This is a genomic window from Winogradskyella luteola (assembly GCF_019203985.1).
In the GTDB taxonomy this organism is placed as follows: Bacteria; Bacteroidota; Bacteroidia; order Flavobacteriales; family Flavobacteriaceae; genus Winogradskyella; species Winogradskyella luteola.
The window spans coordinates 33,748-45,824 of record NZ_JAGSPD010000004.1; the positions used below are offsets into that span (position 1 = coordinate 33,748).

The 12,077-nt window shown below is 34.1% G+C and carries 12 protein-coding genes; 4 read left to right on the top strand and 8 right to left on the bottom strand.

Annotation, left to right across the window (positions count from 1 at the left end):
• Positions 1-53: 53 nt before the first annotated feature.
• Positions 54-533, top strand: coding sequence for an acyl-CoA thioesterase (locus KCG49_RS05865; protein WP_218545273.1), 480 nt, complete (start codon positions 54-56; stop codon positions 531-533).
• A 3-nt stretch (positions 534-536) separates the two neighbouring features.
• Here KCG49_RS05865 and KCG49_RS05870 read toward each other — a convergent pair whose 3' ends face one another.
• Genes KCG49_RS05870 through KCG49_RS05880 form a run of 3 tightly spaced genes read right to left on the bottom strand, consistent with a single transcriptional unit; the run spans position 537 to position 2,911 of the window.
• A complete protein-coding gene (locus KCG49_RS05870) occupies positions 537-1,667 on the bottom strand; it encodes a peptidogalycan biosysnthesis protein (RefSeq protein ID WP_218545274.1) in 1,131 nt (376 codons plus the stop codon).
• A gap of 1 nt (position 1,668) precedes the next feature.
• Positions 1,669-2,565, bottom strand: a complete 897-nt coding sequence (locus KCG49_RS05875) for a DMT family transporter (RefSeq protein ID WP_218545275.1) — start codon at positions 2,563-2,565, stop codon at positions 1,669-1,671.
• Complete coding sequence (locus KCG49_RS05880) at positions 2,558-2,911, bottom strand: arsenate reductase family protein (RefSeq protein ID WP_218545276.1); 354 nt, start codon at positions 2,909-2,911, stop codon at positions 2,558-2,560. The genes KCG49_RS05875 and KCG49_RS05880 overlap by 8 nt, the downstream gene beginning before the upstream one ends.
• An 83-nt stretch (positions 2,912-2,994) precedes the next feature.
• Between KCG49_RS05880 and KCG49_RS05885 the strand changes: the two genes are divergently transcribed.
• Entirely contained in the window at positions 2,995-4,242 is a 1,248-nt protein-coding gene (locus KCG49_RS05885; protein WP_218545277.1) for a cation:proton antiporter, read from the top strand.
• On the opposite strand, the gene KCG49_RS05890 is transcribed toward KCG49_RS05885, so the two are convergent.
• Positions 4,239-4,919 carry a DUF3298 and DUF4163 domain-containing protein gene (locus KCG49_RS05890; protein ID WP_218545278.1) on the bottom strand — a complete coding sequence of 227 codons (681 nt, stop codon included), beginning with the start codon at positions 4,917-4,919 and terminating at the stop codon, positions 4,239-4,241. The two genes, KCG49_RS05885 and KCG49_RS05890, sit on opposite strands and share 4 nt — an antisense overlap.
• A 167-nt stretch (positions 4,920-5,086) precedes the next feature.
• Between KCG49_RS05890 and KCG49_RS05895 the strand changes: the two genes are divergently transcribed.
• Complete coding sequence (locus tag KCG49_RS05895) at positions 5,087-6,226, top strand: cystathionine gamma-synthase (RefSeq protein WP_218545279.1); 1,140 nt, start codon at positions 5,087-5,089, stop codon at positions 6,224-6,226.
• Positions 6,227-6,513: 287 nt separating this feature from the next.
• Here KCG49_RS05895 and KCG49_RS05900 read toward each other — a convergent pair whose 3' ends face one another.
• The 3 genes from KCG49_RS05900 to KCG49_RS05910 all read right to left on the bottom strand — a co-directional run bounded on the left by KCG49_RS05900 (position 6,514) and on the right by KCG49_RS05910 (position 10,165).
• Positions 6,514-8,787: an inorganic phosphate transporter gene (locus KCG49_RS05900; protein WP_218545280.1), complete on the bottom strand. Its 2,274-nt coding sequence runs from the start codon at positions 8,785-8,787 to the stop codon at positions 6,514-6,516.
• A gap of 123 nt (positions 8,788-8,910) precedes the next feature.
• A complete protein-coding gene (locus KCG49_RS05905; protein ID WP_256259892.1) occupies positions 8,911-9,591 on the bottom strand; it encodes a DUF2490 domain-containing protein in 681 nt (226 codons plus the stop codon).
• Positions 9,578-10,165, bottom strand: coding sequence for a hypothetical protein (locus KCG49_RS05910; protein ID WP_218545282.1), 588 nt, complete (start codon positions 10,163-10,165; stop codon positions 9,578-9,580). The genes KCG49_RS05905 and KCG49_RS05910 overlap by 14 nt, the downstream gene beginning before the upstream one ends.
• 271 nt (positions 10,166-10,436) lie before the next feature.
• Between KCG49_RS05910 and KCG49_RS05915 the strand changes: the two genes are divergently transcribed.
• The gene (locus tag KCG49_RS05915) at positions 10,437-10,796 is read left to right on the top strand and encodes a toxin-antitoxin system YwqK family antitoxin (protein ID WP_218545283.1); all 360 of its coding nucleotides are present in this window, start codon (positions 10,437-10,439) and stop codon (positions 10,794-10,796) included.
• A 102-nt stretch (positions 10,797-10,898) separates the two neighbouring features.
• On the opposite strand, the gene KCG49_RS05920 is transcribed toward KCG49_RS05915, so the two are convergent.
• Entirely contained in the window at positions 10,899-12,071 is a 1,173-nt protein-coding gene (locus KCG49_RS05920) for a beta-helix domain-containing protein (RefSeq protein WP_218545284.1), read from the bottom strand.
• Between the last annotated feature and the right edge of the window lie 6 nt (positions 12,072-12,077).

Sequence of the window (12,077 nt, forward strand, 5' to 3'; positions counted from 1 at the left end):
AAGGCAACATAAGAGACTTTTATAACTTTGTATTTTTTATCTGAAATAAAATTATGTACAAAAAACAATTTGAAATTCGTTGGAGTGATGTTGATGCTAATGGTCATTTAGCAAATTCTGCATATACTAATTTTATGAGTCATGCTAGGATGTCTTTCTTTAGTAATAGAGGATTTTCAATGCCAGAAATACAAAAGTATAATGTTGGTCCTGTGGTGTTTTACGAACATATGTATTATTTTAAGGAGTCGTTTATAGGTGCGCCAATTACTGTCACCATTGAAGTTTCTGGTCTAAGTGATGATGGTATGCTTTTTATGTTTGAGCATAATTTTTACAACGATAAAGGTGATAATCTGGCTTATTGCGAAATGCAAGGCGCATGGATAGATTTAAAATCTAGAAAATTAACCAGTTTACCAAAAGAACTCATGAGTTTAGCACAAAAATTTCCAAAATCTAAAAACTTTAAGGTGTTGACCAAAGCAGATACAAGGAAATATGGGGTAAGACCAAAACCGATGGAAATTTAAACTCTATTTAAATGGCTGATGCTGCTTAAACGATTTTATCTGTACATTCTCAATAAAAGGCTTTAGGATTTGATTGGGTAGATAGCGCTTATGTCTGCAATAACATGTCAGAGTTTCGGGTTGTGCACCAAGTGTACTTTTAATTTCTGAAGCGGTTCTTCCTAGATTTATTTGGTCAGATTGAGTCTCGATACCAAGTCTCACATAATCGTTTAATATTCTTGGATAGATGGAATAGTCTTTGTTTTTTGAGTAATCAATACCTATAAAGTGTGCATCCAAATATGATCTATTTTGCATAGCAGAAAGAAAACCGACGAGCTTGCCTTCTAGAAAGTAACCTTTTACAATGAACTTGTCTTTAAATGTATCTTTAAGATGAATGTAAGTGTCTAGGTTTAAAATTTGAGCATTAAAGTCGGCATTATCAATAGTGTTTTGGTACAACTCTTGAAGCTCATTTCTATAGGTTTTAATGTCATTTTGAGAAAACAGCTTGGCTTCTAAAGCTTCACTTTTTGCATCCGCTCTGTTGGCTTTTACTCTATACTTAGATTTCAAAGCCTTTTTATAATCATCAAACGATTGCCATTCGGGTTTGAGATAGATAAACATATTTGGTTCTACATGCATGGATGCATAGCCAAAAGACTTTAAATGGTCTGTAATATATAGCGATTCCTCTTCAAAATCCTTAACAAAAATTGCGTTGAGCCGCTTACATTTATAGAGATTTCTAACGGTTTTAGCAATCGCTTTAAAAGTTTCAACTTTTGGTTCCCCATCTTTCAAAAACGTACCATATTCTCCACTTAAAAACACATTGCCACAAAACAATACACGAATCTGATTTTTACAGAACATATTATTCACCGCACGTCTAATCTTATCAAACATTTTAATGTTCTTGGTGATTGTTTCAATACCAATAGTAACTAATTGCGTATTTGCAAAAGCAATAGGTTTACCATTTTTTAGAATGAAAATATAATTGAATTCTATGTCTGTATTTGCAATTTCAAAAGCGCTTAAAAACTCTGGGGAATAGTATATATTAGATGTGCAATCCAAACTTTCCCAATAGGTTTTGGGAATATGCTCTACAGTTTTAAATATTTCTGAAGTTAGCGACAAATCAACGAGCCTTTTTTTTAGGTTTAATAGATACAAGGTAAACGCCAGAAAATATCAATACCATAGCAATAATTTTGATAACATCAACAGCATCAACCCCCATAATAATAGCAAATAAACCAGCAATTACAGGTTGCAGATAAATAAATACCCCAACGGTTGAAGCTTTTAATTTACTTAACGCATACGGATTTAAGAGATAGGTTGCAAAAGTAGCGCCGACAATTACAAAGCCTACAGAAAAAGATACGTACGGAGTAAAAGTTTCCCATTTCACTTCTAAAAATTGATTATAACCAAATGGCAGTACCATAAAAAAACCAAATAAAAATAGCCATTTTATGAATGCAAAGGGGTGGTATTTTGCTGTAAGCTGCTTTATAAGAATAATATAGATGCTGTAAGAAATCGCATTAATAAATATAAAAGCATTACCTAAAACAACGTTATCTGCAATTCGGGTAGATTTACCATAGATAGTAAGTACCAATGCGCCACAAAGCGCTAAGACAATGCCAATAACCTTTAATGCTGTAACTTTTTCTTTTAAAATTATTGCGGACAGAATGAGTATAATAACTGGAGTAATCGTTACAATTGCTGAAGCATGTATAGGCGTTGTTAATTCTAGACCTTTTAAGAATAACAACATGTTTATCACAACCCCAAAGACCGCAGCAGCAAATAGCCTTATGTAATCTCTGCGTTTAATTTTTTCTTTAGGCAAAAACAAACTAATAAGCCAAAACAGAACCGCAGCACCACCAACTCTTAAAACTACAAAAGCGAAGGGCTTAACGTAATTTTCGTTCATTACCACCTTGGCGAAAGTGTAGTTGAGTCCATATAATAACTGAACCATGAATAATGCAAAAATGGCAAAGGCTCTACTATTCATGTATAGCTTGTTTTGCTGTTTCTACCGTTTTTTTAGAGTTGCCAATAAAAATCTGATTATTAAAAAGTATTACAGGGCGCTTTAAAAATGTATAATGTTCTAAAATGTAGTTTTTGTAGTCGTCTTCAGTAAGTGATTTATTTTTTAAGTCGAGTTCCTTGTAGAGTCTGGCACGTTTACTAAATAAGCTTTCATAACTATCGGTAAGGTTTCTCATTTCGCTTAGCTGTGCTTCGGTAATAGCTTCTGTCTTTATATCCTGAAACTCAAAATCATTTGGTAAACTAATTTCGTCAATAATTCTCATGCACGTATTGCAAGTGCTTAAATAGTATATTTTTTTCATCTTGATATTCTAATTAATTTTGACATTGCAAAGTAACCTTATTTGAATTGAAAAATAGTTACATTTAAGAAAAATATAATGACATGGAGTACTACTCAATCGCAACAATTTTAATTGTTTTATCAGCTGTTTTTGGATACATAAATGTCCGTTTTTTAAAACTGCCCATTACAATCGGTTTAATGCTGATAACTATTGTTTTTACTGTGGTTTTAGTTGGTGTTGCACAATTTGATGATACTATGTTGTTAAGAGAAAAAGCATTTATAAATAGTATTGATTTTAAAACTGTTCTGCTAGATATAATGCTGAGTTTTTTACTGTTTGCTGGTGCTTTGCATACTAATTTCAATCAGTTAAAAGTACAGAGAGGTCCCATATTGGCTTTTGCAACGTTGGGTGTTTTGGTATCAACTTTTCTAGTCGGAATTATTATGTTTTATGTTTTGCACTGGATAGGAATAGAAGTTACGTTTATAAATTGTTTGTTATTTGGGGCTTTAATCTCACCTACTGATCCAATTGCTGTTTTAGGTATTTTGAAAAAAGCTGGTGCACCCAAAAAACTAGAAACCAAGATTGTTGGCGAGTCACTTTTTAATGATGGTGTTGGTGTTGTTGTATTCTTAACCATTTTTGCGATAGCAGCAAAGCCTGAAGCTGCTATAGCATTTTCTGATATAGCAACATTATTTGGACAAGAGGTCATAGGAGGTGTAGCTTTAGGTCTGTTTTTAGGTTGGATTACATATCGCTTAATGAAATCCATAGACAATTATGAAGTTGAGGTGATATTAACCATTTCTACGGTAATGGGCGGAACCATGCTAGCACATAAGTTTCATTTATCGGCACCATTGGCGATGGTTACAGCTGGTTTAATAGTTGGTAACGATACAGTAAGAAATTCTGCAATGTCTGAAACAACAGAAGCTTATGTTGACAAATTCTGGGAGCTTATAGATGTACTTTTAAATACAATACTGTTTATAATGATTGGAATGGAAATGCTAGTGCTTACTTTAGATGGGAAGTATATTTATGCAGGTTTATTAGCGATTCCTATTATACTAATGTGCCGTTACATGTCGTTATGGTTGCCTATAAAATTTTTCTCCAAACGCTTGGACTTTGTGCCGAAGACCAACTTAATTATGACATGGGGAGGTTTGCGAGGAGGTATTTCAATTGCTTTGGCTTTAAGTCTTACCCAAGACATGCACAGAGAACTGTTTTTGGTCATCACCTATATCGTGGTCATTGTATCTATAGTTGGACAAGGCTTAACCGTAGAGCCAATTATAAAACGATTGACTAGAAAATCAGATTAATTAAATTTAAGTAAAGACGACACTTCGTCAAACGGAATAACAAACTCTGTATAACCTTGGTTGTACGATGCGATTTCGTATACATTATAAAGCAATACAAAACCACCATCACTAAAACCAATATTTTTTGGTAGTTGAAATGCTTTTCCGAAGAAAAAATCTTCCATCTCAAGTTCTTTCTGTTCTTTGCTTAAAGACTTTTCAAAATGTGTTTTGGCTAAGGTTTTAAATGCGTTTATATCTTTAATAAGATCATCTTTAGTTAAGACATCTCCTGTTTTAGCATTAAGATTTAAGAACTTTATCTTATCATTACCGTGAGCTCCTCCCTTAAATTCATAAGTGTTTATGGCTAATGTGATAATATCTTCAGATTGATAGGTTTTTTCGGTTTCAATATAAAGCTCCCACTTTGGTTCTGAAGCATCAGGAAAATCATTTTTAAAGTTGATGTACTCTGAGTTAAAATCTTTCAAAATGGACTCTAAACTTGTTTTTTTCGTAGGATCACTTAACGTAGAAATTATAGCTTCCTCAATTTTAAAATTGATGGTTTTGCTAAGCTCATCATTTCCTGTAGCTTTATCAAAAGTTACAGATACATCAGCTTCGTAAGCATTATCAATTGAGGTGGTTTTAAAAGTTACAGGTTTAAATTCTGATTCGCAGGAATTCAAAATGCATAATAAAACAAAAAAAGACAGTAGACGTTTCAAAGGGTTTTAAAGTTTTAGTTAAACATACTATAAAGGTATTGTATAGAATTGAATACAACGAATTATAAATTAAATTTGTTGTTTTCCCATGATGTTAATTTTTGAACCATTTAATAACCTTACCATATATGAAATTTAACACAAAAACAATACATGGCGGACAGCAACATGATCCTGCCTACGGTTCGGTAATGCCACCAATTTACCAAACCACCACCTATGCGCAATCCACACCGGGAGGCCATAAAGGCTATGAGTATTCCAGAACTCACAATCCGACAAGGCATGCTTTGGAAAATGCTTTCGCCAGCATAGAAAACGGAAATCATGGTTTGGCTTTTGGTTCGGGTTTAGCTGCAGTAGATGCCGTTTTAAAGTTGTTGCAACCAGGCGATGAGGTTGTTTCCACTAATGATTTGTACGGTGGAACCTACAGGCTTTTTACAAAGATTTATGAAGACTTTGGGATAAAGTTTCATTTTATAGGTATGGATAATTCGGATAGAATTGAATCGTACATAACACCAGATACCAAACTGATTTGGGCAGAGACACCAACCAATCCTATGATGAACATTATAGATATTGTATCGGTTTCAAAAATTGCAAAAAAGCACAATGTACTTTTAGCGGTTGACAACACGTTTGCAACACCTTACTTACAACGTCCATTAGATTTGGGAGCAGATATCGTAATGCATTCGGCCACAAAATATTTGGGTGGTCATAGCGATGTGGTTATGGGTGCATTGGTGGTTAAGAACAGGGATTTGGCAGAGCGACTTTATTTTATTCAAAATGCAAGCGGAGCCATTTGTGGGCCACAGGATGCATTTTTGGTATTGAGAGGCATAAAAACCTTGCACATTCGTATGCAACGCCATTGCGAAAATGGAAAAGTTGTTGCTGAGTACTTGGCCAATCATCCTAAAATTGAAAATGTATATTGGCCAGGTTTTGAAAGCCATCCTAAACACGATATTGCGAAATCTCAAATGAGCGATTTTGGTGGCATGGTATCTTTTACGACCAAAGGTAATGATTACAAAGAGGCTATTAAGATTGTAGAAAACCTCAAAATTTTTACACTTGCAGAATCTCTTGGTGGAGTAGAGTCTTTGGCTGGTCACCCAGCGAGTATGACGCATGCGAGTATTCCAAAGGAAGAACGTGAAAAAACGGGAGTTGTAGATTCTTTAATTAGACTAAGTGTAGGTATTGAAGATAAGGATGATTTAATAGCAGATTTAAAACAAGCCATTGGATAATCCAATAATCTGAGTTAGGTGAATGTTTGTATACTCATTGGCTATCACTATGTATGTTTCGAATATGCTTCAATACCTACAAGACGTCAAAAACCATACAGGTTTAGTATGAGTTATTTAAGATTAGCTTGCTTCGGAATGTTTTCTCTGAATTTATTGAAGTGAGTGATAAAAAACCGTAAGGTTCAATGTGGTAAAATCTTATGCTGATGACATTCCTTTTCGTATCTCATTTGGAATGATAAGTAAGCTTTAAAAAATAATTTCATTCTTTAATTTAAAACAAACTATTCTTCTTGTTCTGAGTTTGGTTGGGCAGGATCAACCGAACTATCGTGAGAATGATAATATTCTTCCAATAGATTCATTGTAGCCGTTAAGAGATCTTTCGTTTCAAGTAACAAGCTAAAGTAAAGCGTTGTGTTTTTTGGGCTAGATTCTTCGCTTCGCGTGCGCTCTACCTGTTTTTGAATTTTCTCTCTAACCAAATCAAAAACCTTTTGCTTTTCTGCTAAAACTTCACTGATCATTTCAAATGAACGCGACTCAAACGCTGTCTGAGTTGTTGTAAACAGTTTTTCTAGATTTTCGTCTAAACTCTTAAGCTCTTTAACTTGGCTGAATTTTAATTTTTTGTGGTTATTATTAATGTGTTTATGACTTGCTTTAGAGATATACTCCAGCGATTGCGTCATATCCTGCAAGTGCCCTAAAATATTAATGTAAAAATTACTGGCAGCAACACTTGGCTCTTCCAAATTACGTATAAAGTAGAAAATATTGTCTTTAAGTTCATCTACCTCGTCAGAAAGCTTTGCAATTTGCCTGCGATTCTTTTTAAGAAGTTTTAAGTCTTGTACAGCCAGTCCATTTATGGCTGAGGTATAGATTCTATTACCTCTTTTTACCACATTGGCGATATTAGAAGCACTCTCGTGTATTACACCTTGGGTAGAACTGCTTTCTGCTTTTTCGAGATGATCTTCTTCTCGCATTATCTTGTTGCTCTTTCGGTGCGATAGATAACTTCTTATTAGTAAAACAGTTGCTAGTAGCAAGAGACCTGCAAGAGCATAACCTTTTCCGTGATATAAAATATATGCCATTATCGCTGCGGCAACGAATGCACTAAATGCAGTAAAAAACCAACCTCCTATGACATTAAGCACACCAGCAACTCTATATACTGCACTTTCAGTTCCCCAGGCTCTGTCAGCAAGTGATGTCCCCATAGCGACCATAAACGTAACATAAGTGGTTGATAATGGTAATTTCATTGACGTAGCAATGGAAATTAAGACACTAGCTACCATTAAATTTACAGCTGCCCTTACCAAATCGAACGCAGGTTTGTCTTGTGCCCTAACAATAACTTTGGGCTCCACAAATTGTTCGTTGGACCAATTTTTGAAAGATTGAGGGAGAATTTTATTGATACTCTGATTGAGACCAATGGTCAATCTTACAATATTTCTAGATAAAAAATTAGGTTCAAAACGTTCCTTTACTTCATCTTGTCTAGATAAATCCACAGAGGTTTTTACCACTGATTTTGCTTTACTCGAAAACCAAAGTGTTAGCACCATTATTAATCCTGCAATAAGAAGCAAATAAGGTTCGGTTTGTACAGGTTCTCCAAGTGCCGTCATTACATAGTCTGAAGGATTGGCACCACTGAGAGACCAAGCTTCATAAGAATTATATGCAGCAATCGGTACACCAATAAAATTGACCAAATCATTACCGGCAAAGGCGACAGCCAATGCAAAAGTGCCGACAATGATAATTAAGGTATAAATTTTAGCATTAAAAAACTTAACAGCGATAAAGGACATTAAAGTAAATAAGACAAAGCTTCCCTCAATGAAATACACGGGGTGGTCATTTAAAAAGTCCAGTATAGATTGGTGCATAAATGTTGCATTCTTTAGACCTTTTACAATAATGAAATACATAATTGAGGTAATCGCAAAACCGCTAAAAATGGCACTATACCAAACAGGCTTTTCTTCAAATTTAAATGATAAAAGCAAACGTGACACATATTGAATAATGGCTCCCACAGTAAAAGCCACAACAACAGATAAAAGTATACCAAGTATAATCTCTATTGCTTTTTCGTTATTGATGTAGTTGGTCAAATCCCCTATGGATAGCGAATTGTCAGCATATATCTTAATTATTGCTACAGCAACTGAAGCTCCTAATAGCTCAAAAACAATGGAAACGGTTGTGGATGTTGGTAAACCAAGCGTGTTAAAAAAGTCGAGAAGGAGTATATCGGTAAGCATTACGGCCATAAAAATCACCATGATTTCATCAAACATAAATTCACCAGGGTTAAAGATGCCCTTACGTGCTACTTCCATCATACCGCTCGATGTCATTGCACCAACAGCTACACCAATACTGGCAACAATCATTATGGTCTTAAAGGAAACTGCTTTAGAACCAATTGCAGAGTTTAAAAAATTAACAGCATCGTTACTTACACCAACAACAAGATCCGCAATAGCTAAAAAAGTTAAAGCGGCAAGCATATAGATATAAAGATTTTCCATGTATTTGGTTAGCTAAAATTGAACGCAAAATACTTTATTTATTTTTAAAGTTACGTTATCTAAACGTTATTTTTAATAGGCTTGCAACTATGTTGGGCAACAAATTTTACTGGCTTCAAAATTTTAAACTTTTAGTATTAGAGACGTGAGTATAAACAGCTTTTCTTCGGTTTTGACATTAAAGGCTTCAAAGCGGTATTCCAAACCGAATTGAAACTTTAGCTTTTCCGAAAAAAGCCAACCCATTTGTGCCGTGGTTCTATGGTCTAATTCTGGTTTTATTTTTTTGTTCTTGCTGAGTAAGGCTTCCATTGAGGTTATCAAATAACTTTCACCAACATCTAACTTTTCACCATTTAGAGGAAAATCTAAAGCAAAGCGATATCGCGATCGCAAAATGGTTAAGGTTTCTAAGATGCGCTGTTCAAAACGTATACGATGCCCAAAACGCAATGCCAGATTTTTTTTGGTATAGTTGTATTGTTGAGTTAAACGCAGCTCATTACTACCACCATCAATAGACGCTCTAATGCGATATTGAACACCTAAACTTAAACTGTTGTTGTAATTTAAACTTAAAGTTGAAAAATGAACGGCATCTATTTGCCTGTTTTCAAAATTAAGATTTTCATCTTGATATAGATAATAACGAGAACGCACGGCAAAGTTAACTTTATAACCACTATTAACTTTATGGTTTAAAGCTAAACCAGTTTCACCTAAGCCTTCAAAATTATTTTGAGAAAAGAGATGTAAACCCATAAAGTAGCCTATAAAGACTAAAATAATTTTAGTATAATACATGCTCATATGACGTTGGATTCAAAACTCTAAAACTTAAAAACATACCCACGTTATTAAAAGTAAACTCTCTAATGTTACGTTTCTTTTCGGTTGTTACTTCGGCAATAATTTCAAAGTTGGTAGGTGTTCTGGGGTTTTGTGACAGCACATTATCTATAAATTTAGAGGCATTTATCTTAGATGAATACACAAACTGCTTTTGAATCTTTATAAATTTATGTTTAGTAAATGTATTCTTAAAATAGTTCTTTATTTTTTCTCTGGGGAATGTGTCAATATCCTTAAGTTTAATAACAACCTCTATATCTTCAATGTTTCCTTTTGTTGAAAATTCTAGGCTATAGCGCTGCTTTTTGTATTTAAACTTGGCTTCAAAGCTTTGCTTTTCTCCATCAGTTTCTTTATAAAATTTAATGCGTTTACACTTTTTTGGTAAACCCTCAACGAGCTTTTGTGCCATTTCCGGAAAATCGGAAAGTTTTACACGTTCTTCTTTTTCATTTTTAGTTTGGCAAAATGTCAACTGTGTAAAAGCGAATATAATTGAGACTATTAAAAGAAAACGTAATTGCATTATTGAAATTTGATTTTAATTCATTTTAAAGTTAGGACATTTAACAGCATAATATCCTATTTAATATTACAAATTTAAAGGTTAGTTTTTTTATTCTCAGACTATATTCTCCTTAAAAATAGGTGTCCAATATAAATTTGGATAACATTATAAGTGTTTGAAAATAAGCAATTTAAATTTCTAATGTTAATTTAATGTTACGTAATTGTTGTTTAAATGTAAAAATAATGTTATGTTTGTAAAGTAATTATTAATTAAAACCCAGATAGACATGAAAAAGATAGTTGTTTTACTTGTAATGATAAGCGTAGGTTTTACATATGCTCAAGAAGAAAGAACATTAAAATTAAATAAAGAGAAAGATTTAATTGAAGTGACATATTACCACGATAACGGTGAGGTTAGTCAAACAGGCTATTATACAGTTGATGGTAAGTTACACGGTGAATGGTTGAGCTTTTGCCAAGAGGGAAACAAAATGGTTTCTGCAAAATACTACAATGGTAAAAAAGTAGGGAAATGGTTTTATTGGAGTGGTAATATCTTAAAAGAAGTTGATTACTCTAATAATGCTATAGCTAGTGTAAACGAATGGACAAGTAATAAAACTTCAGTGGCTTCAAATGAATAGAGTATACTGAAGCGATATTCCAATAAAAAAAGCATCCTAATCATTAGGATGCTTTTTTGTTTATAATTTGTGTGTTTTTAACTAAAAAACTCAATTAAGTTATTAGTTCGCTGTCCAGTTTGCGCCCCAAGTTGCAAAATCAGTTCCAGTTGCATTTGCTGCATCTCCAAAAATTACATCAGCTTCGGTAAGTACGTTTTCTAAATCAGTAAGAACTACTGGAGTGTCCACACCAGTAAATGATATGTCAGTAACAGAAGTGTCACCGTCTAAAACTCCTTCGCTAGTTGCCTGACCTGGTTCGTCGTCTTGTATTACAAAACCACGTCCAAAATTACTTACCATAACATTAGAGAATATTCCTCTAGAACCAGCACGTAGTCTAAATGCACGACCAGAATCGTTATCACCTATAACAGTAACATTAGTTACGTTTGGTGCAGAGAAATAACCACCTTCGTTAGAGAAATCTGTGTTAAATCCATCCATTTCAAACCCACTGTCATGACCTATACCTTCGTTTTGTATAACATATACATCTGTTAAAGAACCTGTATAGCCTTCTGTCCAGTCAATAGAATCATCTTCTGCATCTGTAACTACTAAGTGACTTGCATTTACAGTACCACCAAAGAATTCGAAACCATCATCAGATCCTTTGAAGATTTGCACATAATCGATTATTGTTTCGCTACCTACAGCATAAAGTGATAATCCATTAAGCTCAGCATTACCATCAATAGCACCACCAACATATTCTAAACGTACGTACTCTAGACGACCAGAGTTGTCGTTTGGTGTATTTCCACCATAAGATAAACCACCAACCTCTGTTGTTGCAGTATCCTCTGATCCATCAGCAGTAGAATTGATAGGCGCTTTTCCGCATATTACAATTCCTCCCCAATCACCTGAACTTGGAGTGCCAGCGTTAGATGTAAATACTATTGGGTTTGAAGAAGTCCCCGCAGCATTAATTTGAGCACCAGGTAAAATAGCGATATAAGCATTAACACCAACTGGCGCAACTTTTATTTCTGCTCCAGCAGGAACTGTAAGCGTTGTGTTTTCAGCCATTAATAATGGGCCTGTGATTAAGTATTCTTCACTATTGCTTAAAGTTAAGTCTTCAGTAAATACACCACTAAGTTCAATTACACCATCAGAAGTACTAGGATTGTTTGTAATGTTAATCACAATATCTGAAGTATCATCTCTCTCACATCCCATGAATGTCAATGCAAAAGAAAGTAGAATTAATAAATTACGTTTCATTTTTTT